This window comes from Ensifer sp. PDNC004, assembly GCF_016919405.1.
Classification (GTDB): Bacteria; Pseudomonadota; Alphaproteobacteria; order Rhizobiales; family Rhizobiaceae; genus Ensifer.
The window spans coordinates 944,604-969,087 of sequence record NZ_CP070353.1 but is presented as its reverse complement, the minus strand read 5'-3'; the positions used below and the strand labels follow the sequence as shown (position 1 = coordinate 969,087).

Sequence of the window (24,484 nt, the reverse complement as noted above, 5' to 3'; positions counted from 1 at the left end):
TCAAATACTAGAACAAATAAAGAACAAATCGCCCATAAAACGACCAAAACTGTTGTGGATTATGTGTGAGGCGGGGCGTATCGACGGGTTCAGACCGCTAAGATGCGCGCTCTTGAAATTCCAAGCCGGGCCGACGGTCCGGTGAAACCACGGGAAAAGCAACATGGCTGGAAGCGTCAACAAGGTGATCTTGATCGGAAATGTCGGGGCAGACCCGGAAATCCGGCGCACGCAGGACGGCCGGCCGATCGCCAACCTGCGCATCGCAACCTCGGAAACCTGGCGCGACCGCAACAGCGGCGAGCGCAAGGAAAAGACGGAGTGGCACCAGGTGGTGGTGTTCAACGAAGGCCTCTGCAAGGTCGTCGAGCAGTACGTCAAGAAGGGCGCCAAGCTCTATATCGAAGGCGCGCTGCAGACCCGCAAGTGGCAGGACCAGAACGGCAATGACCGCTATTCGACCGAAGTGGTCCTGCAGGGCTTCAACTCGACGCTGACCATGCTTGACGGCCGCGGCGAAGGCGGCGGCTCCGGTGTAAGCCGTGGCGGCGGCGGTGGAGCCGGTGACTTCGGCGGCGGCGGCAACTATGGCGGCGGCGGTTACGACGATTACGACCAGCCGCGCCAGTCCTCCGGCGGTGGCCGTTCGGGCGGTGGCCAGGGTGGTCAAGGCGGTCAAGGCGGCCAGGGTGGTGGCTTCTCGCGCGATATGGACGACGATATTCCGTTCTGATCGCAAGCGGATCCTTTTGACGAAAAACGCCACGTCCCAAGGACGTGGCGTTTTTTGTTTCCGGTCTTTGTCGACGGCGTCGGGCGAAGAATGCGCGCGGCCGTCCGACCTCAGCTCGCCATCGCGGATTTGACGCCGTCGACGACGAACTGCACGGCGAGTGCCGCCAGGATCACACCGAGCAGGCGGGTGAGGATGGCGCGACCGGTGACGCCGAGAAAGCGGTCGATGCGCTCGGCGATGACGAGCGCCATGAACAGGCTGACGATCGACAGCGCGATGACGATGATGAGCTGGGTACGCTCGACGGCGGTCGGGAACGATCCGGCAAGCAGGATGGTCGCCGAGATCGCACCGGGACCGGCAATCAGTGGCAGGGCGAGTGGGAAGACCGCGATGTTGTGGATGTGATCCTTGACCGTCGCGTTCTCGCCGGTCTTTTCCTTGCGCTCCTGCCGCTTCTCGAAAATCATCTCGAACGAGATCCAGAAGAGCAGCAGGCCGCCGGCGATGCGGAAGGCGCCGATCGAGATGCCGAGCAGGCCGAGGATACTGTTGCCGAAGAGTGCGAAGGCCGCGAGAATGAAGAAGGCGATCAGCGAGCCGCGCGTGGCCACCTGAAAGCGCTCCTGGCGGCTGAGCCCGACCGTGAGGCTTAGGAAGATCGGCGCAAGGCCGGGCGGATCGAGCGTGACGAGAAGCGTTGTAAGCGCATTGACCAGCAGATCGACATTGAACATCCGTTTCCCCTTCCGGATTTCGCCCCGGGTTTTCCCGGTGGCATGAGGTATTGTTAGGCAAGCGGCGCTGGCTTGGGAAGGGGGCGACAAACAAAGTCTCAGCAAGGGCTTAATGAGCAATCGCTGCGCCCAGGTGGGGCGCAACGGGCGCCGTGGACGTCATTGGCGGCCAGGCTCTTCCGATTTCGCGCGCCATGCCCTACAAAAGCCTGCTCCGGCGGCAAAAGACTGTTCACAACTGCCGTGCGGCTCATCGGTTCCTGCTGGGATAACCGCGTGAATCGCACAGCGAATCAAGGCATTACAAGGACATCTTCACAGTCCGGCGGGCAAGTGGCGCCAAAGGCCGCAAATTGGCGCTTCCGATGGCAATCCGCTATAAATATCCGACTGATTCTGAACAAAGATCGTGATCACCATTGACTGAGCAAAGCACCCCCGGCGGCGGAAAAACTCCGCCAGGCATCGAGCCGATTTCCATCATCGAGGAAATGCAGCGGTCCTATCTCGATTACGCGATGAGCGTTATCGTCAGCCGCGCGCTTCCCGACGTGCGTGACGGTCTGAAACCCGTGCACCGCCGCATCCTCTACGGGATGAGCGAGCTCGGCATCGACTGGAACAAGAAATACGTCAAATGCGCCCGCGTGACCGGGGACGTGATGGGTAAGTACCACCCGCACGGCAACGCCGCGATCTACGACGCGCTGGCGCGCATGGCGCAGGACTGGTCGCTCCGCCTGCCGCTGATCGACGGCCAGGGCAACTTCGGCTCCGTCGACGGCGACCCGCCGGCAGCCGAGCGCTACACCGAATGCCGCCTGCAGAAGGCCGCCCATTCGCTGCTCGACGACCTCGACAAGGAAACGGTCGACTTCCGCGACAACTATGACGGCACCCTGCAGGAGCCGGCAGTCGTTCCCGCGAAGTTCCCGAACCTGCTCGTCAACGGCGCCGGCGGCATCGCCGTCGGCATGGCGACGAACATTCCGCCGCACAACCTGGTCGAAGTCATCAACGGCTGCATGGCGCTGATCGACAATCCGGCGATCGAACTGCCGGAACTGATGGAAATCATCCCCGGCCCGGATTTCCCGACTGGCGCGCTGATCCTTGGCCGCTCGGGCATCCGCTCGGCCTACGAGACCGGCCGCGGCTCCGTCATCATGCGCGGCCGCGCCCATATCGAGCCGATGCGCGGCGACCGCGAGCAGATCATCATCACCGAGATCCCGTTCCAGGTGAACAAGGCGACGATGATCGAAAAGATGGCCGAGCTGGTGCGCGAGAAGCGTATCGAGGGCATCTCGGACCTGCGCGACGAATCGGACCGCCAGGGCTACCGCGTCGTCATCGAACTCAAGCGTGACGCCAATGCCGACGTCATCCTGAACCAGCTTTACCGCTACACGCCGCTGCAGACCTCGTTTGGCTGCAACATGGTGGCGTTGAACGGTGGCAAGCCGGAGCACATGACGCTGCTCGACATGCTGCGCGCCTTCGTCTCGTTCCGCGAGGAAGTCGTTAGCCGGCGCACGAAGTACCTGCTGCGCAAGGCACGCGACCGCGCCCATGTGCTCGTCGGCCTTGCCATCGCGGTTGCCAACATCGACGAAATCATCAAGCTCATCCGCCATGCGCCGGACCCTCAGACGGCGCGCGAGCAGTTGATGGAGCGCCGCTGGCCGGCCCATGACGTCGAGAGCCTCATCCGCTTGATCGACGACCCGCGTCACCGCATCAACGAGGACGGCACCTACAACCTCTCGGAAGAGCAGGCCCGCGCCATTCTCGACCTGCGCCTGCAGCGCCTGACAGCGCTCGGCCGCGACGAAATCGGCGACGAACTCAACAAGATCGGCGAGGAAATCAAGGATTACCTCGACATCCTGTCGTCGCGCCTGCGCATCATGAGCATCGTCAAGGACGAGCTCGTCGCCATCCGCGACGAGTTCGGCACTCCGCGCCGGTCCGAGATCATGGAGGGCGGCCCCGACATGGACGATGAGGATCTCATCGCCCGTGAAGACATGGTCGTGACCGTCTCGCATCTCGGCTACATCAAGCGCGTGCCGCTGACGACCTATCGCGCGCAGCGCCGTGGCGGCAAGGGCCGCTCGGGCATGGCGACCCGGGACGAGGATTTCGTTACCCGGCTATTCGTTGCCAATACCCACACGCCGGTTCTGTTTTTCTCCTCGCGTGGCATCGTCTACAAGGAGAAGGTCTGGCGCCTGCCGATCGGCACGCCGCAATCGCGCGGCAAGGCTCTGATCAACATGCTGCCGCTGGAACCCGGCGAACGCATCACGACGATCATGCCCCTGCCTGAGGACGAGGCGACCTGGGAAAACCTCGACGTCATGTTCTCGACGACCCGCGGCACGGTTCGCCGCAACAAGTTGTCGGACTTCGTCCAGGTCAACCGCAACGGCAAGATCGCGATGAAGCTCGAGGAAGAGGGTGACGAGATCCTCTCCGTCGACACCTGCACGGAGCGTGACGACGTCATGCTGACGACGGCGCTCGGCCAGTGCATCCGGTTCCCGGTCGACGACGTGCGCGTCTTTGCCGGCCGTAACTCGATCGGCGTTCGTGGTATCAACCTCGGCGACGGCGACCGCATCATCTCGATGGCGATCCTTGGCCATGTCGAGGCCGAACCGTGGGAGCGTGCAGCCTATCTCAAGCGTGCAGCGGCGGAACGTCGGGCGACGAACGGCGACGAGGAAGAAATCGCCCTGGTCGGCGAGGAAGTCGCTGACGGCGGAGAGCTGTCGAACGAACGCTTCGAGGAGCTGAAGGCACGCGAACAGTTCGTGCTGACGGTCTCGGAGAAGGGCTTCGGCAAGCGCTCGTCGTCCTACGATTTCCGCACCTCGGGCCGTGGCGGCAAGGGCATCCGTGCCACCGACACCTCGAAGACGACGGAAATCGGCGTTCTTGTTGCTGCCTTCCCGATCGAAGACAACGACCAGATCATGCTCGTCTCCGATGGCGGCCAGCTGATCCGCGTGCCGATCAATGGCGTCCGGCTAGCGAGCCGCGCGACCAAGGGTGTCACCATCTTCTCGACCGCCAAGGATGAGAAGGTCGTGTCGGTCGAGCGCATCAGCGAGCCGGAGAGCGATGAAGAGGAGGGCGAAGAGGCAGTCGTCGAGAACGGTGCGCCGGAAACGCCAGTCGAATCCGAGGATTAAGCGCTCCACTTGAAGTGCCAAGGAAACAGAAAGCCCGCCATTTTGGCGGGCTTTTTCGTGGGTCGGCACCAGTATAGAGCCGTTAGCGGGAGGTGCCTGAAATCAGATTTCGGTATTCGCGTCTGCGAGCGCAGTGCCACGAATATAGGCCCGCAGCCCCGCGGCAAGTGCGTCGAACGTGACGCGACAGCGGGGCGCCGTCTTCAGGTTCTCGTGCATCGCCAGCCAGGTGTCGAGCTTCATCTCGAACAGTTCCGGCAGCACCGGGAGAAGATCGGGATCGCGCGCCGCAAGCCCGTTCTGGCAGATACCGATGCCGAAGCCGGCGCGGATTGCAGCCAGTTGGGCAAGGTTGCTGTCGGCCTTCAGCGTAAAACGTGTCGCCGGCAGTTCCGGCGAGCGGGCGATGATCGCTCGGATCGCCGCCGTCTCGCGGTCGAAACCGATCAGGCTGTGATCGCTAAGCTCGGCCAATGTCTGCGGCATGCCGTGTCTCTCGATATAGCGGCGATGGGCGTGAAAGCTTAAGGGAACCGCGCCGAGATGGCGGGCGATCAGCGCATCCTGAACGGGCGCCACCATGCGCACGGCGATATCCGCCTCCTGCCGCAAGAGGTCTTCGACCGTGTCCGAAGCGGAAAGTTCGATTGTCAGCTCCGGATAGGTCTCGTGCAGTTCTGTGAGGATGGGCGGCAGCACCTCGATGCCGATGACTTCGCTGGCGCTGATGCGGACTGTGCCGCTGACTGTATCGCGCTGGCTCGACGCGGCGCGCAGGAGCGCGGCCGATGTCGCAGCGAGCGTCTCGGCATAGGGCTTGAGCGCCAGCGCGGCATCGGTCGGCAACAGGCCGTGCGGGGAGCGCACGAAGAGCGGATAGCCGAGCGCGGCTTCCATGGCGTCCACGTGCCGGCCAACGGTTGGCTGCGTCAAGCCAAGCTCGCGAGCAGCGGCCGACAGCGATCCCTCGTCAAGAACCGCGAGGAACGTACGATAGAAATCCCAGCTCAAATCCATCTTGCTCATGCATTTCAGTATAGCGGTGCAATATTGTTCGGCAATTGCGTTTAACCCGTGAAAGCGTGATCTTCCCTTCATCGAAACGGATGGAGCGTGACATGACCGAGATGCAGCAGAAAACAAGACGCGCGCTGGTGCTCGGTGCGACGGGCGGTATCGGCAGCGCCGTCGCGCGCGGGCTCAAAAGGCGTGGCTGGCAGGTGCGTGCCTTGAACCGAAACGCTGCGACGGCGGCGCAGACCGAGCCGGCGTTCGACTGGCGGCAAGGCGATGCCATGAACGCGAGCGACGTTCGCACTGCTGCCGAAGGCGTCGATCTGATTGTGCATGCGGTCAATCCGCCCGGCTACCGCAATTGGGGCACCCTGGTGCTGCCGATGCTCGACAATACGATCGCCGCCGCCAAGGCCACCGGCGCACTTATTCTTTTGCCAGGAACGATCTACAATTTCGGCCGCGACGCCTTTCCCGTCCTGACGGAGGACGCACCGCAGAACCCGGACACCGACAAGGGCCAGATTCGCAAGGAGATGGAGCGTCGCTTGAAGGATGCGTCGGAGGTGGGTGTCGGCGTCATCATCGTCAGGGCGGGCGACTTCTTCGGTCCCGGTGCAGCCAATAACTGGTTTTCGCAAGGGCTGGTGAAACCGGGCAAACAGTTGGGCGCGATTTCCTACCCGGGCCGCGAAGGCATCGGTCATCAATGGGCCTATCTGCCCGATGTGGCCGAAACCATGATCCGCCTTGTCGAGCGCGCCGAGGACCTGCCGCCTTTCGCCGTCTACCACATGCGGGGCTTCCTCGACCGCAACGGCACCGAGATGATTGCGGCGATCCGCCGGGTCGTTGGCAAGCCCGCGCTTCCCGTCCGCGCCTTCCCGTGGTGGCTGATCGACCTGGCGTCGCCCTTCGTTCCGCTCTTCAGGGAGTTGCGCAAGATGCGTTATCTCTGGCGTGAACCCTTGAGAATGCCGAACGAACGGCTGCTCGCGGTGCTCGGCGAAGAGCCGCACACGCCGATCGACGAGGCAGTCGCAACGACGCTCCGCGGGCTTGGTTGCCTGAGCGACCGGCCGGCGCTTCTACAAGGGGTTGCCGCAGGCTAGGGCGCGCCATGTCCACGATCGATTTCGGCCGGGCCTGATACCTGTCAGTTCCGGAAGACGAGGCAAGCGCCGCCGCTCTTGCGGATGGTGGCGCAAAGCTTGTTTGCGTCTGCCTGGGTCTCGCGGCCGATGCGTGCGGCGTAGCGGATCCTGAGGCCAAAGCTGGCATTGCGCTCGCGCAGGAGAAGCGCCTTCTCACTGCGGATCGGCTCCGGCAACCGCTTGACGGCGCTGACGAACAATCGCTGCGCCACCGACTTCTGGAAATGCGCGGCAAGCTGCACGCCCCAGGGCGCCCATTCCGCCTCCTCGATCACCTCGATGTCGCGCAGGTTGCGGGTGCTGGCGAGCGCCACGCAGCCGTCGATGAAGTTCTTGTTCTTGTCGAGCGTCAGGTCGAGGATCTTTGGCGGATTGTCGCGCCAGTCCTCGACGCTATAGGCGGTGATCGCAAGCACGTAGTTGCGTGTTTCCGCCGGCAGCCAATCGACCTCGAGAAAACGTTCGAGCCCGTTCTCGCCGGCATTGTAGGCGGCAGCCGCATAGCCGAGATTGCCGTAGCGCGACTTGAGTTCGTTCAGATACTCCGCCGACTTGCCGAGCGCCTCGACCACATCGAAGCTGTTGTTGAGCCCCCGCATCTTCGCCGTTCCCGGCATGAATTGCGCGATGCCTTCAGCGCCCTTGGGGCTGACGGCATTGGGCCGAAACAGGCTTTCGCGCCAGATCAGGCGAGCGAAGAAAGCCGCGGGCAGGTCGTTGACGGCCGCATAGTGGTCGATCACGCCGCAGATATCGCGAGCGAAGTTTTCCTTGCTGATGCAGAGCGACTTGGCAGGGTCGGTGGCCGACGGGCCGAAATAGACGCATTTGGGCTGTGGGGCGAGATCATCGATACGAGCCGCCGCGGGGAAGGCGCTCAACGACGGGATGCTGACAGCCAGCGCCAGTGCCGCTTTCGCGACACGTGCCCAGCCGCCCGATCTGACCTTCTGCCGAAGACCCACGTCAAAATGTTTCCAGAAACAGTCCTTGGAGGTTCATAGCATCTCCCGCCGCCTCGACAAACGACCATTGTCGAGGCGGCGCCGCGGCTTAGCGCGGCGAGCCCGTCCGGAGCACCAGTTGCATGAATGTCAGGTCGAGCCAGCGGCCGAACTTCGTGCCGACCTCGCGCAGTCGGCCGGTATCCTCGAAACCCAGTTGGGCATGAAGGCGGATCGAGGCTGCGTTCTCCGACTCGATCCCGGCGATCATCACATGCTTGCCCAGCCGCTCGGCCTCGGCGATCAGCGCTTCCATGAGATTCCGGCCAATGCCGCCGCCGCGCCGATCCTTGTGAACATAGACGGAGTGCTCGACCGTGTGGCGGTAGCCATCGAAGGCGCGCCAATCGCCAAAGGACGCATAGCCGATGACATCGCCTTCGTCCGAGACCGCCACCAGCACCGGATAACCCGCGTCCGTGCGCGCCTTCAGCCAGGCCGTTCGATTGGCGACATCGACCAGGGTATCGTTCCAGATCGCCGTCGTGTTCGCCACGGCGTCGTTGTAGATGTCGCAGATGATCGGCAGATCGTCTTGGGTGGCCGCCCGGATCAGCATGCTTGCTCCTCGCATTCGTTCACTATATGACTACGATATGAATACTAAAGTGGACAGCCTGGATCAACGGCTCAGTGAACGAATTCGTCTGGAAAGAGAGGCGCGCGGCTGGTCGCTGAGCGAGCTTTCGGAACGCTCGGGCGTCTCGCGCGCGATGATCCACAAGGTAGAGCGGGGCGACAGCAGCCCGACGGCGACGCTGCTGGCAAAGCTCGCCGGTGCGTTTGGTCTCACCATGTCCAGCCTGATCGCGCGGGCCGAGATGAGCCAGGGCAGGCTGTCGCGACGCCAGGATCAGGCGGTGTGGCGCGATCCGCAGACCGGCTACCTCCGGCGCCACGTCTCGCCGATGTCGGACCAGCCGCTCGAGCTGGTCGAGGTCGAGCTTCCGCCCGGCGCCGAGGTGCCGATCCCGGCATCCGCCTATGCGCTCCATCGCCGGTGGATATGGGTGAGTGCAGGGCGCCTGACCTTCGTGGAAGGGCTGGAGACCCATACGCTTGGCGTCGGGGATTGCCTGGAGCTCGGCCCGCCCCAGGACTGTGTCTTCCACAATGCCGGCGGAGAGACCTGTATCTACGCCGTCGTTCTGTTGCGGACGGGGTGAGCTTAGCGGTCGAGTTCGGCGATGGCGATCCGCGCCATTGCGAGGTCGTTCTCGACACCGAATTCGTCGTTGTCTTCCAGGAACCAGGCTGCGGAAAGCCCGGCATAGGCAAGCACCCAGTTGAGGATACGGTGCGGGTGAAGCCCGGTCTCCTTGGCGACGATGGGCAGATGCCGCTGCAGTCGGCCCGGAGCGGTAACCAGGGGCAGTTCCGGATTGCAGAACAGGTTGGCGTAGTCGTAGCCGCGATCGCCGAGCACGCGTTTCGGATCGATCGCCAGCCAGCCGCGATCGCCGAAATCGAGGATATTGGCGTGGTGCACGTCGGCATGCAGCACGACCGGCGGTTCGGGATCGGCAAACAGGCTTTTCGCCGCCTCGAGCGCACGGGCAAAGAGCCCGCCTTGAGCGGGAGCAGCCGTTTCCAGAGAGGTGAACCATCTGTCGAGCGGCACGAGATCGCCGGGAACCGGTGTTGAGCGCGGCGCATGTAGCGCGGCGACGGTGCGGCAGATGATGCGCGTCACATCCTCGTCGCTTCCGGTCATCGCCATGTGGAAGAGGTTGCGCCGGCTGTCGGTGCGCTCCATCAGTACCGCGTCGCCATCGGCCTCAAAGACCTTTGCGGCGCCTTGCCCGTTCCAGTAGAGCAGCGGCAGGCGGCCATACTTCTCTTCCGGGTCCTCGGCGACCTTGAGCATTGCCTGCTGGCCGCGATAACGGACGGGGTAAAGACTGCTGGAGGGGGTTACGATGACGTCGCCGTCAGGATGCAATGACCATTTTTCTGAATATAGCGAAAACATAAGCTCTTCATTCCCAAGGACAAATGCTCCGCCAAGGAGGCGGAGCATTGCCATGTGGGAGTGTCAGGCGACCTGTTCAAGGGCCGGATAGTCGGTATAGCCCTTGGCGCCACCGCCATAGAAGGTTGCCTGATCCGGCGTGTTGAGCGGCGCATCGCGCTTCAACCGCTCGACGAGATCCGGATTGGCGATGAACGGCTTGCCGAAAGCGACGAGGTCGGCTTCGCCGTCCTTGACCGTCTTCACCGCGAGCGCCCTGTCATAGCCATTGTTGGTCATCCAGGCAGCCTTGCCGCCAGCGGCCACATAGGTCGAACGCAGCGCGTCGTAGTCGAATGGCTGGTCGCCCTGCTGGTGGTCGCGCGGGCCGCCGGTCGCGCCTTCGATGATGTGGATATAGGCGAGGGGATAGCGGGCGAGATTCTTGACCACGTGGCCGAAGATCTGCTGCGGCTGCGGATCAAAGGCATCGTTGGCGGGGGTGACGGGCGAAAGGCGGATGCCGACCCGGCCGGCGCCGATTTCATTCGTTACGGCATCCATGACCTCGAACAGGAAGCGGGCGCGGTTCTCGATCGAGCCGCCATAGGCGTCCGTGCGGTGGTTCGAACCCGAACGCAGGAACTGGTCAATGAGATAGCCGTTGGCCGCGTGGATCTCGATGCCGTCGAAGCCGGCGTCGATCGCGGCGCGTGCGGCCTTGCGGTAGTCCTCGACGATCGCCTTGATCTCGGCGATCTCCAGCGCATGCGGCTCGGAGGTTTCGGCAAAGGAACCGGTACCGTCGGCATTGACCAGATAGGTCTTGGACTTGGCGCGAATGGCCGACGGCGCCACGGGCTTGCCGCCGCCCGGCTGCAGAGAATCGTGCGAAATGCGGCCGACATGCCACATCTGGACGACGATCCGGCCGCCCTTTGCATGCACTGCGTCCGTCACCTTGCGCCAGCCGTCGAGCGCTTCCGGCGTATAGAGGCCCGGCACGTCGGCATAGCCCTGGCCTTGCTGGGTGATTGCCGTTCCCTCCGTGATCAACAGGCCGGCCGTCGCACGCTGCTCGTAATAGGTCACGTTCAGGGTGTTCGGAACAGCGCCCGGCGACCGGTTGCGGGTTAGCGGCGCCATCACGATGCGGTTCTTCAGCGCGATGTCGCCGATGGTGATGGGGTCGAAAAGCGAGGCCATGGGAGGTCCTTTCAGGGAGGAGGTCTGCTTGGGGAGAAGGTGCGTCTTAGAGATCGCCGAGGCTCTTGAGGAAGGCGGCGATCGTCTCTTCATCGCGGCGGTAGAAAATCCATTGGCCAACCTTGCGGGTGGTCACCAGGCCGGCGCGCTGAAGCACAGCGAGATGCGAGGAAACGGTCGACTGCGACAGGCCGCAGCGTTCGAACTGGCCGGCACATACGCCGAGATCGAGCGGATGCTCCTGGCTCGGAAAATGGCGCTGCGGCTCCTTCAGCCAGGCGAGGATGTTGACCCTAACGGGATGGGCAAGCGCCTTGAAGATTTCGTCTCTATCCATCGTATATCGCCGTATCGTATTTTATCGATAGATGTATCGCTAAAACACGATATTCAAATCACAAGACCGTGAGCGTGCTGAAGGCAAAAAAAGAGGGCCTCAAGAAAACTTGGGCCCTTGTAGTTGTGAAGGTAATAAGAACCTCCAGAGGGGAACAGCTAATGCGGTGGCGGGGAGGAGAAGCCACCAAGAATGCATCAGCTGCATTTTAATGTGGGAAGCGAAGTATCGGCTTTCAATAGCCGGCTGTGATTTTCATCACGGTTCGCCTGTATCTAACAGTAGACAAAAAAAGAGGGCCACAAGATGACTTGGGCCCTTATAAGTTGTGAAGGTAATTAAACCTCCAGAGGGGAACAGCTGCTGCGGTGGCACTGGGAGGAGAAGCCACCAAAGATGCATCAGCTGAGTTTGGTATGCTGCTTTTTTGGGCGCGCAACAATCATTTTCTGTGCATGACAGCCATGTCATGCACGCATCCCTGCCTATTTCTGCGGCGCACAATAAAAATGCGCCGCACAATTTAGCCGGCGCATTGGTAATATCGATGCAAAAACAGAAGGTTGGCATCCACTCGGGAAAATGCTCGGAAAATGAGCATTCGCGCGGAGTGCGCTAGAAGTTCCAGTTGCGGGCCTTGGCGACGATGTAGTCGCGGAAGACCTTGAGCTTGGCTGCGTTCTTCATCTCGTCCGGATAGCAGAAATAGGTATCGAAAGACGGGATGTCGGCGCTGATCGGCAGCTGGATGAGGCCAGGGTCGCGGCCGACGATATAGTCGGGCAGCATGGCGACGCCGATGCCGAGCAGGCAGGCGCGCTTGATCGAGGTCTGGCTGTTGATCTGCAGATGCGACACGCGCGGATTGTCGGAATCGCGGCCGGCGATCTCGAGCCAGTTGACGTCGAGCAGATAGTTCGGCGCCGGCTCGCCGAAGGTGATGATGCGGTGGTTGTCGAGATCCTCGACCGACTGCGGCTCGCCATACTTGTTGATGTAGGACGGAGCTGCATAGACGTGCATGTGCACGGTGAAGAGCTTGCGCTGGATGAGATCCGACTGCTGCGGCTGACGCAGGCGGATGGCACAGTCCGCATGGCGCATGTTCACGTCCAGTTCTTCGTTGTCGAGGATGAGCTGAACCTGCACCTCCGGGTGCAGCGACATGAATTCCTGGATCTTGTCGGTGAGCCAGCCCTGGCCGAGACCGACCGTGGTGGTGATGCGCAGCTTGCCGCTCGGTTTGTCGGTGGTCTCGCTCAGCTGGACCTTGACGCTTTCGAGCTTCATCAGCACTTCATGCGCGGTGCGATAGAGGATCTCGCCCTGTTCGGTGAGGATCAGGCCGCGCGCATGACGGTGGAACAGCTTGATGCCGACATCCTGCTCCAGCGAGCTGACCTGCCGGCTGATCGCGGACTGCGAAAGATGAAGCTTGTCTGCCGCATGGGTGAACGACCCAGCCTCGGCCGCCGCGTGAAAAATGCGCAGTTTGTCCCAGTCCAGCGACATGAAGTCCCCCATAAGAAACCACTCCGGAAGACGGGGTCCTGTCTTCCGGGCGTGGCTGATGCATCTGTTCCCACACGGGCGAGGTGCCTCAGCGACACCACCCCGATTCGCAGCTTCTATTCGGCTGCAATTGCGACGGGCATATGACCCGCCAGGTATTTCTCGGCCTCAAGCGCTGCCATGCAGCCCATGCCGGCCGCCGTAACCGCCTGACGGTAAATGTCGTCCGTAACGTCGCCTGCGGCAAAAACGCCGGGCACGTCGGTCGCCGTCGAATCGGCTGCGGTCCAGAGATAGCCGTTGGACTTCTGCCGAAGCTTGCCTTTGAAAAGTTCGACCGCAGGTGCATGACCGATCGCGACGAACACGCCGTCGGTGACCATGTCGGAGGTTTCGCCGGTCTTGGTGTTGCGCAGCTTCACTCCGTTGACGGAAGCGGGCATCGGCGGCTTGGCCGGCGCACCCAGGTATTCGACGACCTCGTGATCCCAGATCACCTTGACGTTCGGCTTGGCGAACAGGCGCTCCTGCAGGATCTTTTCGGCGCGGAAGGAATCGCGGCGGTGAACGACCGTCACGGTCTTGGCGAGGTTCGACAGGTAGAGCGCTTCCTCGACGGCCGAGTTGCCGCCGCCGACGACGATCACGTCCTTGTTGCGATAGAAGAAGCCGTCGCAGGTGGCGCAGGCCGAGACGCCGAAGCCCATGAAGGTCGGTTCGGTCTCGATGCCGAGCCACTTTGCCTTGGCGCCGGTGGCGATGATCAGCGCGTCCGCCGTCCAGTCGTTGCCGCTGTCGGTCTTGATGCGGAACGGACGAACCGACAGGTCGACATCGGTCACGAGATCGTTGACGATCTCGGCGCCGACATGGGTCGCCTGCTTCAGCATCTGCTCCATCATCCACGGGCCCTGGACCGGATCGGCATAGCCCGGGTAGTTTTCGACGTCCGTCGTGATCATCAACTGGCCGCCCTGTTCCATGCCGGCGATCAGCACGGGCTCGAGCATGGCGCGCGCCGTATAGATGGCGGCGGTGTAGCCAGCCGGGCCGGAGCCGATGATCAGCACTTTCACGTGACGGGCAGTCATAATCTTGTCCTTCGTTCATCGGAGAGGATTGCGTCCCCATCCGATTCCATTGCGTCAATGGGAAATCGTTCCATACTTTAGGTATTCCCCACCATGACTTTCAAGAGCGCACAGCCTGATACACACAAGTGCTTGAGCCTCAAGCCCGCTTTTGCCACCAGATGACGCGCTTAGGGCACAGGCGTCGGCCCGGCATCGATCCGCGTCTCGCGCCGGGGCGCGCGGCGGCAGTGTAGCGCACTTCGTGTCGCTTCTGACGATGTCCACCTCTATTTGCACATCTGCCGGCATCGCCAACGCCATTTTCCCGCGAATAGTCGGCCGGGCTCCTTGTTGTCCAGCGGGTTTGACGATATTTCACGCGGATTCACTTTGCTGGAGAAGCATATGGGGTTGAATGCCGGCCGTGCATGGTTGCACTGCGAACGCGCTGCGCTCGGCCACGCACCGACTCGAGACGACCTTGCCCTTGACGAGCGCGCCTTGCCGAAAATCTCGACCGAGACGATCGCGGCAGCGCCGGGATAGGGACGCATCAGTCGACGTCGCCCACGATCGGGGCAACCTCACCATCGGTAGACACAAGTTTTCGACTTTGCCTCGCGCTCAAAGTCACCACGAAAAGGACGAACGTTCATGACGAAACAAGTCGAGCTCGACGCTATCGATCTCAAGATCCTTCGCGAGCTCCAGCGTGATGGCCGGATGACCAATGTCGATCTCGCGCAAAGGGTCGGCATCTCCGCGCCGCCGTGCCTGCGGCGCGTGCGCAAGCTCGAAGAGACGGGCGTCATCAAGGGCTATCACGCGCTGCTGAACGCTCCGGCACTCGGCTTTGATCTCGTCGCCTTCTGCATGGTGGGCCTGAAGCGCCAGTCGGAAGCCGATCTGAAGGCCTTCGCCGCCGCCACCGCCGAATGGCAGATCGTCCGGCAGGCCTGGACGGTTTCCGGCGAAAGCGATTTCCTGCTGCATTGTGTCGCCGAAAACCTCACGACTTTCCAGGATTTCGTCATCGAAGTGCTGACGGCCAACGAACGCGTCGACACGGTGCGCACGATGCTGACCATTCGCCAGGTCAAGGATATCGGCCTCGTCCAGATCTAAGGCCTGCCCATGAACAAGCTTCCGCTGTCCGCCTTCATCATCTGCCAGAACGAAGAAGCCTATCTCGGCAATTGCATCGAGAGCCTCGAGCAATGCTCAGAAATCGTCATCGTCGATTCCGGCTCGACCGACGGAACGCCGGCACTCGTGCAGTCCTACATCGACAAGGGCTGGCCGATCCGTTTCCTGCATGAGCCGTGGCGGGGCTATGCCGGCCAGAAGCAGTTCGCGCTTGATCAATGCACGCAGCCCTGGTGCTTCAACATCGATTCCGACGAACGCCTGGACGAACCGCTGAAGGCGCTGCTGCCGTCGCTGCTCGATGCGCCACCGGAGACGGTTGGCTGGCGCGTCGCGCGCAGGCCCTACCTGATCGGCTATGGCTACACGCCGGAGCGCGCGCACGAGCGACGGAACCTGCGGCTTATCCGCCAGGGCAGGGGCCGCTACGACCTTAACCAGAAGGTCCACGAAGGCATCGTGCCCGATGGCGCGGTCGGCGCCGCTCCCAAGGGCAGCCTGCTGCACTACCGGCCGCTGATCATCGACGAGCAGATCCTCAAGGAAAACAAGTACTCGACGCTGAAGGCCGACCAGCAATTCGCCGCCGGCAAGTCGGCGAGGCCCTACAAGATGCTGTTCAGCCCGCCGCTCTATTTCCTCCGGCTCTATTTCCGTAACGGCCTGTGGCGCTGCGGCTTTCCAGGCTTCATCGAGGCGATGACGGGGGCGGTCTACGCTTTCCTGACTGCCGCCAAGATCTATCAGAGGCACGCGCTGAAACGCCACCCGAACCATGATGATATGGATCGGCGGCAGAACCAGCGGTGAGGTTCCATGAAAGTCATGCATTTTCACTTCGGCAAGGACGGCGGCGCTGAGCGCTTCTTCGTCCACCTGGTCAACGCGCTCGGCGAGCGCGGCGTCGAGCAGACCTCGGTTATCCGGCCGGGTCGCATCTGGCGGAAGGACATCGAGGGCGCGACGCGCATCATCGAAAGCAACTTCCGCAACCTGTCGCTCGACCGCATTCTCTTGCCGATGAAGGTCAGCAGCATGGCGCGGCGCGAGAAGCCCGACGCGCTCTTTGCCTGGATGCCGCGCGCCAGCCGCCTGATGCCCAACTACAAGGGCTGCATCAAGATCTCGCGTCTCGGCGACTATCCGTTACGGCTCGACTACTTCCGCAACACCGACTGCCTCGTCTGCAACACGCCGGGCATTGCCGAGCATGTGCGCAAGATCGGCTGGAAGCGTGACGTCGAGGTGATTTCCAACTTCACCGGAACCGAGCGGGTCGCTCCGATCAGCCGCGCCACGCTCGACACGCCTGAAAACGTGCCTGTCGTCATGTCGATGGGGCGCTTCGTCCCGCGCAAGGGCTTCCACACCCTGATCCAGGCGATCGCCAAGGTGCCGGATGCCTATCTCTGGCTGGTGGGCGATGGCGAGGAGCGGGCAAACCTGGAAAAGCTCGCTGCCGACCTCGGCGTGTCGAAGCGCGTGCGCTTTGCCGGTTGGCAGAAGGACACGCGGCCTTTCCTTGCTGCTTCGGATATCTTCGTCATGGCATCGAGCCATGAGCCGCTCGGCAACGTTATCCTCGAATCCTGGGCGCAAGGCACGCCTGTCGTGTCGAGCCGGTCGGAAGGACCGCAATGGTTCATGCGCGACGGCGAAAACGGCTTGATGGTCGATATCGGTGACGCCGACGGCTTTGCCCAGGCGATCGACCGCATCGCGGGCGATCCCTCGCTGGGCGAAAGTCTTGCCGAACGCGGCCATGAGACGCTGATGAACCAGTTCTCGAAGCAGGCGATCACCGACGCCTATCTGAAGCTCTTCGCTTCGAAGCGCTAAGAGAGTTTAGTGCGAGGCTGCCACGCGGTGGCAGCCTGTCAGGTACGCATCAGGCGTTCATAGACGGCGTTGATCGCGCGGGCCTCGCCCTCGATCGCAAAGGATGCGCGGGTCAGCCCAAGACCGTTGGCGCCAGCCAAGGTCCGGCGATGATCATCGTCCATGAAGCCAGCAGTCGCCTCGACCATGGCCTGCAGATCGTTGGCGGCGATCACCGTGCCGGTTTCCTGCTCGCCGACGACGACCAGTTCCGAAAATGCGCCGACGTCGGTCGCGATAACAGGAACGCCTGTTGCCATCGCTTCGAGCGGCGTCAGCCCGAAACCTTCCCAGCGCTGCGGCGCAACGAAAAGGTCGAGCGCGCGGTACCAGTCCGGAATGTTGGTATGTTCACCAACGAAACGGATGCGGTCGGTAAGCCCGGCCTTTGCGACCCGCTCTTTCAGCTCGTTCTCGAATGCGACATGCGGGCCGGTCGCGCGACCGGCGACGATGGCGCTCCAGCCGGGCCGGCAGGGCAAAAGCGCAATCATGCTGTCGACGAAGAGATCCGTACCCTTCTGCTTACGCACCCGCCCGAAGCAGCCGACATATTTTTGCGCCGGATCCAGCCCGAGCGCGGCCTTTGCCGCACTTGCGTCGGTCGGTGGCTGGAAGCGCTTGGTGTCGATGCCGTGAAGGATGACCGTGTTCGGCACCTGCAGATAGGCGGAGGTCTTGCCGCTCGTCGCGATCACCGCGTCCATGCGCGAAATCAGGAACTGGCTCCAGCCGGTGTGGCGGCGCTGCGAAGCGGAGGTGAAGACAATCTTCAGCTTCATGCCAAGCAGGTCGCGCAGCACGATCGCCGGCAGCATCTCGACATTGCGGCGCGCATGCCAGACGCGGCAGGGCCGGCCGTCCGGAGCACTCCACAGACGCAGAAGATCGCGGAAGCGGATCGAGGGCAGGGTGTCAGGCAGGCCCGGACCAAGCACGGCGATCTTTTCGCCGAGCGCGCGCTGGATCGGAATCAACTGGATGATGGTGGACGTCACGCCCGAGAGACGGCGCTTGAAATTGGGAGCGATGACCTCGACGTTCCGGATATCGGCCACGAAAGCGCACTCCTTGCGCGAGCAATGATCGTCTTTGGGAGAAAGAGAAATGGGGCGAAGGGAGACTTCGCCCCTACTGGGGCTGATCAGCCCCAGTTGACGGCGAGAATCTCGTAGGCCTTGGAGCCGCCGGGGGCGTTCACTTCGATGGAATCGCCAACTTCCTTGCCGATCAGCGCGCGGGCGATCGGCGACGAGATCGAGATGCGGCCGGCCTTCACGTCGGCTTCCTGGTCGCCAACGATCTGGTAGGTCTTTTCCTCTTCGGTGTCTTCGTCGACGAGCTTCACCTTAGCGCCGAACTTGATCTTGGAGCCGGACATCTTCGAGAGATCAATGACTTCCGCGCGGGCGATCAAGTCTTCGAGCTCGGTGATGCGGCCTTCGTTGTGGCTCTGCGCTTCCTTAGCAGCGTGGTACTCGGCATTTTCCGACAGGTCGCCATGTGCACGGGCTTCGGCAATCGCCTCGATGATTCGCGGTCGTTCTTCCTGCTGGCGCCAGCGCAGCTCCTCCTGCAGGTTGACGAATCCGCCCTGGGTCATCGGCACTTTTTCGACCATTTCAATGTCCTTCATCAAGCACGAGGCGCCGCCCTTTGGGCGGCGCCAACGCAAAAGAAAACGGTCTCCGGCGCGCAAACGCCGGAACCGTCCGAAACTTCGAACCCTCGTTATAGCAGAAACGGAAGCGCGAAAGCCAGATATTTCGCCGTCGTCCACCGAACCCTGAAATGCCGCTGCAACTTGTGGGGGAGGCGGATGGCAGGCAAGCTGAGAAAAAAGCGCTTTACCTCAACTGCGGTTGAGGTCGTACACAGGTGCCTGTCCCAGCTAACGATGACGGAACATTCCACGTGGTCCCGACGAACGACGATACCAAGGCAAGCGAAAGCAAGACGGCGCCCGAGGAGGACGGCCGTTGGAGCGAATTGCTTCGGCCGGACTATCTGGCAACGACCGCCGCCCTCTGTCTCGGCGTCGCGCTGTTTGCCTTCAATGAGTTCTTCGTGGCGACGGCGTTGCCCACCGCGGTCGAGGAGATCGGCGGCGCCACGCTTTTGTCCTGGGCTGTCACGCTCTATCTCGTCTTTGCCATCCTCGGTGGCGCCGTTGCCGCCACGCTCAAGGCACGGTTCGGCGCGCGCGGCACGTTGATTACGGCCGCGCTTGTTTTTGTCGTCGGGACGATGATCGCAACGACTGCGGGCAGCATGCCGCGGGTCCTTGCAGGGCGCGTGTTCCAGGGGTTCGGCGAGGGGATCATTGCCGCGGTCTGTTACGCGCTCATCCCGGAACTCTTTCCTGCCCGGCTGGTCCCGAAGATCTTCGGAGCCGAGGCGATCGTCTGGGCAACAGCGGCTTTCGGCGGTCCATTGGTGTCCGGCTTCCTGACCGAGCATTGGTCCTGGCGCGCGGCGTTCGCTGTCAACATTCCCGCAACAGCCATCTTCGTCGCGCTCATACTGGCGATCGTGCCGCGGCAGAAGGCGGCGCCCACTGAAAAGCCGCGCCCGATCCCGCTCTTGCGCCTGATCGTCGTCGGAACCGGCATCCTGCTGATATCGCTGTCAAATACGGCAACCACCATGCCCCTGATGATCGCCGCGCTGGTGACGGCGCTGACGATCCTGTGGGCGGCCTTCGCCACCGACCGGCGGGCAGAACATCCGATCCTGCCGACCGGCGCCTTCGCGCTGGCGAAGCCACTCGGCACCGGTCTATGGGTTGTCATGCTGATGCCACTGGCACAGGCGTCCGGCTCGATCTACCTCATCTATGGCCTGCAGCATGTCTGGAGCTTCAGCCCCACGGCCGCCGGCTTTTCCGGTGCGCTGATGGCGATCTCCTGGAGCACGGCCGCTATTCTGGTCGCAAGCCTGCGCTCGCATGACCTGCGCGTTAAGCTCATCCCGGCGGGGCCAGCACTTCTCAGCCTTGGGCTTGCAGGCCTGATGATCGCCTTCGCGATCGACGATTTCCGGCTCGTCTTCCCTAGCCAGATCGCGGTCGGGACCGGTTTCGGCCTGTCCTGGGGAACGCTCAGCCAGTTGATGATGGACGTCTCGCCGCGTGGCGAGCGGGATAAGACCTCGGCATTTCTGCCGACATTGCAATCGGCGGGTTATGCGATCGGCGCCGCGATCTGTGGACTGACTGCAAATCTTCGCGGGTTCGATGAAAATGCCGACATCGCGACCATGCATGGCGCCCTGTTCACCGTCTTCGTCGTCGCCTGCGTGATCTCGACTGCGTCCCTCTATCTTGGCCTCAGAACCGTGCGGCTCGCAGCCAAGAGCCCGCGGCGCGGTCGGGGCGGAAGCGCGGTCGAGGTGTTTGCGGCGGATTAGATCACTCAGGCAGCAGCGCGGAGCGACGCCCCGACGTGGCAGCGGCCAAGCAGCGCTCGCTGTTCGATGCCCCGGCCGATGGAAGGCACGATCGTTGCCAGCAGCTTGCGGTTGCTGGAGAGGACATGGACCTTCAGCGAACCATAGTCGGCATCGCGGCCGATCTTGTCTGCGATGCGCTGGCCGTAGTAGAGGGCCGATCCCTCGTCGAAATGGCTGATACCGTCTTCGTCGACGAAGTGCTCGTCGCCCCACAACAAATCAAAGAAATAGAGTTGCACGATCTTGCCCCATGTCGCGCCCGCCGGCGAAGCCGCCGATCTCTCTGTGCGCAGGGTCATAGAAACATGTGCTGGGGGAATGCAGGCTGAACCGATCGTTCATGCGGCGTTCAGCGGCGAGCGGGCCGTTGAAGCGCAACACTCCTGGGGCATGGCGGCGGCGCGCGAAGGTTTCGCGCGCCGCTGTCGTTCTTAGGCCTTGAAGTAGCTCTGCAGCGGGCGCACTTCGAGGCTGCCGGCCTTCAGAGCCTTGATGGCATGGGCAGCTGCTTCCGCACCCGACATGGTCGTGTAGTAGGGCACCTTCTGCATCAGCGTCGCGCGGCGTAGCGACTTGGAGTCCGAGATCGCCTTGTTGCTGTCGGTGGTGTTGAAGACGAGCTGGACGTGACGGTTACGGATCGCGTCCTCGACATGCGGACGGCCTTCCTGGACCTTGTTGATCTTGGTGGCGGCAATGCCGTGTTCACCGAGGAAGCGGGCCGTGCCGCCCGTCGCCATCACCTTGAAGCCGATATCGACGAGGATGCGGATTGCCGGCAGCACGCGGGTCTTGTCCTCGTCGCGCACCGAAACGAACACCGTTCCATCGCGCGGCAGGTCGACGCCGGCGCCGAGCTGCGACTTGGCGAAGGCCAGCGCATAGTCGGTGTCGAGGCCGATGACTTCGCCAGTCGAGCGCATTTCCGGGCCGAGCAGAGTGTCTACGCCGGGGAAGCGCGCAAACGGGAAGACCGCTTCCTTGACCGCGATGTGCTTGAGGTTGCGCGGATCCGGCTTTTCGCCATAGGCGGCAATCGCGACGTCGAGCGCTTCGCCGGTCATGACGCGGGCGGCGATCTTGGCGATCGGCGCGCCGATGGTCTTGGCGACGAAGGGCACGGTGCGCGAGGCGCGCGGGTTCACTTCAAGCACGTAGATGGTGCCGTCCTTGATCGCAAACTGTACGTTCATCAGGCCGCCGACATTGAGCGCCTTGGCAAGGGCTGCCGTCTGGCGCTCGAGCTCGTCGACCATCTCCTTGTCGAGTGTGTGCACCGGCAGCGAGCAGGCGCTGTCACCCGAGTGGATGCCGGCTTCCTCGATATGCTCCATGATGCCCGAGACGAAGACGTCCTTGCCGTCGCAGAGGCAGTCGACGTCCACTTCCGTTGCGTTCGTCAGGTAGCTGTCGAACAGCAGCGGGTTCTTGCCGAGCAGGGTGTTGATCTGACCGGTCTTGTCGTTCGGGTAGCGCTGCTTGATGTCCTCGGGAACGAGGCCCGGAACCGTGTCGAGCAGGTAGCTCTGCAGCATGCTTTCCGAATGGATGATCTGCATGGCGCGGCCACCGAGAACGTAGGACGGGCGCACGACCAGCGGGAAGCCGATCTCGGCAGCGACGAGGCGGGCCTGCTCGACCGAGTAGGCGATGCCGTTGTTCGGTTGGTTGAGGTCGAGCTTCATCAGGAGCTTCTGGAAGCGGTCGCGGTCTTCGGCAAGGTCGATCGCGTCAGGTGCGGTGCCAAGGATCGGGATGCCGTTCTTTTCGAGTGCTTCGGCGAGCTTCAGCGGGGTCTGGCCACCGAACTGGACGATGACGCCGACGAGTTCGCCCTTTTCCTGCTCGGCGCGCATGATCTCGATCACGTCCTCGGCCGTCAGCGGCTCGAAGTAGAGGCGGTCGGAGGTGTCGTAGTCGGTCGAAACCGTCTCCGGGTTGCAGTTGATCATGATCGCTTCATAGCCGGCATCCTTCAGCGCGAAGGCGGCGTGGCAGCAGCAATAGTCGAACTCGATGCCCTGGCCGATGCGGTTGGGACCACCGCCGAGGATGACGACCTTCTTGCGGTCGGAAACCTCGGCTTCCGAGCGAGCGGCACCGACGAAGGGGGGCTCGTAGGTCGAGTACATGTAGGCGGTCGGCGAGGCGAACTCGGCAGCGCAGGTGTCGATGCGCTTGTAGACCGGGCGGACATTAAGCGCATTGCGCAGTTCCGCCACTTCCTTCGGGCGTTTGCCGCCGAGCGTCGCGAGGCGGGCGTCGGAGAAGCCCATGGCCTTCAGCATGCGCAGGTTCTCGGCATCGACAGGCAGACCGTGCTCGCGGATGCGCGCTTCCATGTCGACGATCGCCTTGAACTGGGCGATGAACCACGGATCGATCTTGCTCGCCTCGTGGACTTCTTCTTCGCTCATGCCGAAACGCAGCGCCTGGGCGACCATGCGCAGGCGGTCCGGCGTCGGCGTGCCGATCGCGGCACGGATGGCGTTACGGCCATCGCCGTTCTCGTCCATGTCCGGGATTTCGATTTCGTCGAGGCCGGTAAGGCCGGTCTCGAGGCCACGCAGCGCCTTCTGCAGCGATTCGGCAAAGGTACGGCCGATCGCCATGACTTCGCCGACCGACTTCATTGCGGTGGTCAGAACCGGGGAGGCGCCCGGGAACTTCTCAAAGGCAAAGCGCGGGATCTTGGTGACGACATAGTCGATTGACGGTTCGAACGAGGCCGGGGTCGCGCCGCCGGTGATGTCGTTGTCCAGTTCGTCCAGCGTGTAACCGATGGCGAGCTTCGCGGCGATCTTGGCGATCGGGAAGCCCGTCGCCTTCGACGCCAGAGCTGAAGAGCGCGACACGCGGGGGTTCATTTCGATGACGACGAGACGGCCGTCCTTCGGATTGACGGCGAACTGAACGTTCGAGCCGCCGGTCTCGACGCCGATCTCGCGCAGAACCGCGATCGAGGCGTTGCGCATGATCTGGTATTCTTTGTCGGTCAGCGTCAGCGCAGGCGCAACGGTGATCGAATCACCGGTGTGAACGCCCATGGGGTCGATGTTTTCGATCGAGCAGATGATGATGCAGTTGTCCGCCGTGTCGCGGACCACTTCCATCTCGTATTCCTTCCAGCCGAGCACCGATTCTTCGATCAGCACTTCGGTGGTCGGCGACGCATCGAGGCCGCTGCCGACGATGTCGAAGAATTCCGTGCGGTTATAGGCAATGCCGCCGCCGGTTCCGCCGAGCGTAAACGACGGACGGATGATGGCCGGCAGGCCGACATCATCGAGTGCCTGCGCGGCAATCGCCATCGCGTGGTTCATATAGCGCTGCTTGCGGTCGCCTTCGCCAAGGTTCCACTGGTTCTCGAGGTCGTCGAGCGCCTTGTCGAGCTCCGCGCCCGAAAGCCGGCTCTTCAGTTCGGCGCGCTCGGCCTCGTGCGTCTTGCGGTCATGGTCCTTGATGTCGGTGGCGTTGGCGAGACGCGACTTCGGCGTCTCCAGGCCGATTTTCGCCATGGCTTCGCGGAAGAGGGCGCGGTCTTCGGCCTTGTCGATTGCATCAGGCTTGGCGCCGATCATCTCGACATTGTAGCGGTCGAGAACGCCCATGCGGCGCAGCGAGAGTGCCGTGTTGAGCGCGGTCTGGCCACCCATGGTCGGCAGCAGCGCGTCCGGGCGCTCCTTGGCGATGATTTTGGCGACGACCTCAGGGGTGATCGGCTCGACATAGGTTGCGTCGGCAAGGCCCGGGTCCGTCATGATCGTCGCCGGGTTGGAGTTGACGAGGATGACGCGGTAGCCTTCCTCCTTCAGCGCCTTACAGGCCTGGGTGCCGGAATAGTCGAATTCGCAAGCCTGACCGATGACGATCGGCCCCGCGCCGATGATAAGAATGGACTTGATATCTTGGCGCTTCGGCATGGTCGATCATCCGTTTCTAGCTGCGCGAAAAACCGGCCGAGGTGGGAGGTCACCGGCCGGGCACGCATTGATGGGTCTTTTCAGGCTAGAAGCGGCTTATAGGCAAATGTTTCTGCAAGCGAAACCCCGAAAATTCCGGAATCGACAGGAACCAGCCATATTT

At 62.6% G+C, this 24,484-nt stretch carries 21 protein-coding genes; 8 read left to right on the top strand and 13 right to left on the bottom strand.

Translation table 11 applies throughout. The annotated features are described in order from the left end of the window. Window positions 1-163 precede the first annotated feature (163 nt). The gene (locus tag JVX98_RS12640; protein WP_205238799.1) at window positions 164-733 is read left to right on the top strand and encodes a single-stranded DNA-binding protein; all 570 of its coding nucleotides are present in this window, start codon (window positions 164-166) and stop codon (window positions 731-733) included. A 110-nt stretch (window positions 734-843) separates the two neighbouring features. On the opposite strand, the gene JVX98_RS12635 is transcribed toward JVX98_RS12640, so the two are convergent. Beyond that, a complete protein-coding gene (locus JVX98_RS12635) occupies window positions 844-1,473 on the bottom strand; it encodes a MarC family protein (protein ID WP_205238798.1) in 630 nt (209 codons plus the stop codon). A 419-nt stretch (window positions 1,474-1,892) separates the two neighbouring features. Here JVX98_RS12635 and gyrA point away from each other — a divergent pair, with 419 nt between their 5' ends. Then, the gene (gyrA, locus tag JVX98_RS12630) at window positions 1,893-4,673 is read left to right on the top strand and encodes a DNA gyrase subunit A (protein WP_192446137.1); all 2,781 of its coding nucleotides are present in this window, start codon (window positions 1,893-1,895) and stop codon (window positions 4,671-4,673) included. 102 nt (window positions 4,674-4,775) lie between these two features. Here gyrA and JVX98_RS12625 read toward each other — a convergent pair whose 3' ends face one another. Further along, window positions 4,776-5,690, bottom strand: a complete 915-nt coding sequence (locus JVX98_RS12625; RefSeq protein ID WP_371742511.1) for a LysR family transcriptional regulator — start codon at window positions 5,688-5,690, stop codon at window positions 4,776-4,778. Between the two features lie 101 nt (window positions 5,691-5,791). Between JVX98_RS12625 and JVX98_RS12620 the strand changes: the two genes are divergently transcribed. Further along, window positions 5,792-6,799: an NAD(P)H-binding protein gene (locus JVX98_RS12620; protein ID WP_205238797.1), complete on the top strand. Its 1,008-nt coding sequence runs from the start codon at window positions 5,792-5,794 to the stop codon at window positions 6,797-6,799. A 44-nt stretch (window positions 6,800-6,843) separates the two neighbouring features. Here JVX98_RS12620 and JVX98_RS12615 read toward each other — a convergent pair whose 3' ends face one another. Together JVX98_RS12615 and JVX98_RS12610 are read right to left on the bottom strand one after the other, a co-directional pair. After that, window positions 6,844-7,806, bottom strand: a complete 963-nt coding sequence (locus tag JVX98_RS12615; RefSeq protein ID WP_205238796.1) for a lytic transglycosylase domain-containing protein — start codon at window positions 7,804-7,806, stop codon at window positions 6,844-6,846. Between the two features lie 88 nt (window positions 7,807-7,894). Further along, a complete protein-coding gene (locus JVX98_RS12610; protein WP_205238795.1) occupies window positions 7,895-8,404 on the bottom strand; it encodes a GNAT family N-acetyltransferase in 510 nt (169 codons plus the stop codon). Between the two features lie 37 nt (window positions 8,405-8,441). Between JVX98_RS12610 and JVX98_RS12605 the strand changes: the two genes are divergently transcribed. Further along, entirely contained in the window at window positions 8,442-9,011 is a 570-nt protein-coding gene (locus JVX98_RS12605) for an XRE family transcriptional regulator (RefSeq protein WP_205238794.1), read from the top strand. Window positions 9,012-9,013: 2 nt separating this feature from the next. Here JVX98_RS12605 and JVX98_RS12600 read toward each other — a convergent pair whose 3' ends face one another. The 5 genes from JVX98_RS12600 to trxB all read right to left on the bottom strand — a co-directional run bounded on the left by JVX98_RS12600 (window position 9,014) and on the right by trxB (window position 13,942). Beyond that, a complete protein-coding gene (locus JVX98_RS12600; RefSeq protein WP_205238793.1) occupies window positions 9,014-9,817 on the bottom strand; it encodes an aminoglycoside phosphotransferase family protein in 804 nt (267 codons plus the stop codon). A 63-nt stretch (window positions 9,818-9,880) separates the two neighbouring features. Then, the gene (locus JVX98_RS12595; RefSeq protein ID WP_205238792.1) at window positions 9,881-11,002 is read right to left on the bottom strand and encodes an alkene reductase; all 1,122 of its coding nucleotides are present in this window, start codon (window positions 11,000-11,002) and stop codon (window positions 9,881-9,883) included. A 46-nt stretch (window positions 11,003-11,048) separates the two neighbouring features. After that, window positions 11,049-11,339 (bottom strand): helix-turn-helix transcriptional regulator, encoded by a 291-nt coding sequence (locus tag JVX98_RS12590; protein ID WP_205238791.1) that lies wholly within the window; start codon window positions 11,337-11,339, stop codon window positions 11,049-11,051. A gap of 615 nt (window positions 11,340-11,954) precedes the next feature. After that, a complete protein-coding gene (locus tag JVX98_RS12585; protein WP_043614622.1) occupies window positions 11,955-12,851 on the bottom strand; it encodes a LysR family transcriptional regulator VtlR in 897 nt (298 codons plus the stop codon). Between the two features lie 116 nt (window positions 12,852-12,967). Continuing rightward, a complete protein-coding gene (gene trxB / locus JVX98_RS12580; RefSeq protein WP_205238790.1) occupies window positions 12,968-13,942 on the bottom strand; it encodes a thioredoxin-disulfide reductase in 975 nt (324 codons plus the stop codon). 636 nt (window positions 13,943-14,578) lie between these two features. Here trxB and JVX98_RS12575 point away from each other — a divergent pair. From JVX98_RS12575 to JVX98_RS12565, 3 genes are read left to right on the top strand one after another with little or no spacing between them, the layout of a single operon-like run. Continuing rightward, window positions 14,579-15,049 (top strand): Lrp/AsnC family transcriptional regulator, encoded by a 471-nt coding sequence (locus tag JVX98_RS12575; RefSeq protein ID WP_043614306.1) that lies wholly within the window; start codon window positions 14,579-14,581, stop codon window positions 15,047-15,049. Window positions 15,050-15,058: 9 nt separating this feature from the next. Beyond that, a complete protein-coding gene (locus JVX98_RS12570) occupies window positions 15,059-15,880 on the top strand; it encodes a glycosyltransferase family 2 protein (protein ID WP_205238789.1) in 822 nt (273 codons plus the stop codon). 6 nt (window positions 15,881-15,886) lie between these two features. Further along, window positions 15,887-16,909 carry a glycosyltransferase gene (locus JVX98_RS12565; RefSeq protein ID WP_205238788.1) on the top strand — a complete coding sequence of 341 codons (1,023 nt, stop codon included), beginning with the start codon at window positions 15,887-15,889 and terminating at the stop codon, window positions 16,907-16,909. Between the two features lie 38 nt (window positions 16,910-16,947). Here the strand turns inward: JVX98_RS12565 and JVX98_RS12560 are convergent, their stop codons facing one another. Beyond that, window positions 16,948-18,006 carry a glycosyltransferase family 4 protein gene (locus tag JVX98_RS12560; RefSeq protein ID WP_205238787.1) on the bottom strand — a complete coding sequence of 353 codons (1,059 nt, stop codon included), beginning with the start codon at window positions 18,004-18,006 and terminating at the stop codon, window positions 16,948-16,950. Between the two features lie 86 nt (window positions 18,007-18,092). Further along, on the bottom strand, window positions 18,093-18,569 hold the full coding sequence (greA, locus tag JVX98_RS12555) for a transcription elongation factor GreA (protein WP_034791305.1): 477 nt from the start codon (window positions 18,567-18,569) through the stop codon (window positions 18,093-18,095). A 293-nt stretch (window positions 18,570-18,862) separates the two neighbouring features. Here greA and JVX98_RS12550 point away from each other — a divergent pair, with 293 nt between their 5' ends. After that, window positions 18,863-20,356: an MFS transporter gene (locus JVX98_RS12550; RefSeq protein WP_205238786.1), complete on the top strand. Its 1,494-nt coding sequence runs from the start codon at window positions 18,863-18,865 to the stop codon at window positions 20,354-20,356. Window positions 20,357-20,361: 5 nt separating this feature from the next. On the opposite strand, the gene JVX98_RS12545 is transcribed toward JVX98_RS12550, so the two are convergent. Next, window positions 20,362-20,697 carry a hypothetical protein gene (locus JVX98_RS12545; protein ID WP_192446151.1) on the bottom strand — a complete coding sequence of 112 codons (336 nt, stop codon included), beginning with the start codon at window positions 20,695-20,697 and terminating at the stop codon, window positions 20,362-20,364. 132 nt (window positions 20,698-20,829) lie between these two features. Continuing rightward, on the bottom strand, window positions 20,830-24,321 hold the full coding sequence (carB, locus tag JVX98_RS12540; protein WP_205238785.1) for a carbamoyl-phosphate synthase large subunit: 3,492 nt from the start codon (window positions 24,319-24,321) through the stop codon (window positions 20,830-20,832). Between the last annotated feature and the right edge of the window lie 163 nt (window positions 24,322-24,484).

Excerpts from the sequence above, each read along its gene's own strand:
- JVX98_RS12590 (WP_205238791.1), bottom strand. The coding sequence starts at position 11,339 with ATGGATAGAGACGAAATCTTCAAGGCGCTTGCCCATCCCGTTAGGGTC.
- JVX98_RS12565 (WP_205238788.1), top strand. The coding sequence starts at position 15,887 with ATGAAAGTCATGCATTTTCACTTCGGCAAGGACGGCGGCGCTGAGCGC.
- JVX98_RS12625 (WP_371742511.1), bottom strand. The coding sequence starts at position 5,690 with ATGGATTTGAGCTGGGATTTCTATCGTACGTTCCTCGCGGTTCTTGAC.
- trxB (WP_205238790.1), bottom strand. The coding sequence starts at position 13,942 with ATGACTGCCCGTCACGTGAAAGTGCTGATCATCGGCTCCGGCCCGGCT.
- JVX98_RS12605 (WP_205238794.1), top strand. The coding sequence starts at position 8,442 with ATGAATACTAAAGTGGACAGCCTGGATCAACGGCTCAGTGAACGAATT.
- carB (WP_205238785.1), bottom strand. The coding sequence starts at position 24,321 with ATGCCGAAGCGCCAAGATATCAAGTCCATTCTTATCATCGGCGCGGGG.
- JVX98_RS12640 (WP_205238799.1), top strand. The coding sequence starts at position 164 with ATGGCTGGAAGCGTCAACAAGGTGATCTTGATCGGAAATGTCGGGGCA.
- JVX98_RS12610 (WP_205238795.1), bottom strand. The coding sequence starts at position 8,404 with ATGCTGATCCGGGCGGCCACCCAAGACGATCTGCCGATCATCTGCGAC.
- JVX98_RS12600 (WP_205238793.1), bottom strand. The coding sequence starts at position 9,817 with ATGTTTTCGCTATATTCAGAAAAATGGTCATTGCATCCTGACGGCGAC.
- JVX98_RS12595 (WP_205238792.1), bottom strand. The coding sequence starts at position 11,002 with ATGGCCTCGCTTTTCGACCCCATCACCATCGGCGACATCGCGCTGAAG.
- JVX98_RS12575 (WP_043614306.1), top strand. The coding sequence starts at position 14,579 with ATGACGAAACAAGTCGAGCTCGACGCTATCGATCTCAAGATCCTTCGC.
- JVX98_RS12545 (WP_192446151.1), bottom strand. The coding sequence starts at position 20,697 with ATGACCCTGCGCACAGAGAGATCGGCGGCTTCGCCGGCGGGCGCGACA.
- JVX98_RS12570 (WP_205238789.1), top strand. The coding sequence starts at position 15,059 with ATGAACAAGCTTCCGCTGTCCGCCTTCATCATCTGCCAGAACGAAGAA.
- JVX98_RS12635 (WP_205238798.1), bottom strand. The coding sequence starts at position 1,473 with ATGTTCAATGTCGATCTGCTGGTCAATGCGCTTACAACGCTTCTCGTC.
- JVX98_RS12585 (WP_043614622.1), bottom strand. The coding sequence starts at position 12,851 with ATGTCGCTGGACTGGGACAAACTGCGCATTTTTCACGCGGCGGCCGAG.
- greA (WP_034791305.1), bottom strand. The coding sequence starts at position 18,569 with ATGGTCGAAAAAGTGCCGATGACCCAGGGCGGATTCGTCAACCTGCAG.
- JVX98_RS12620 (WP_205238797.1), top strand. The coding sequence starts at position 5,792 with ATGACCGAGATGCAGCAGAAAACAAGACGCGCGCTGGTGCTCGGTGCG.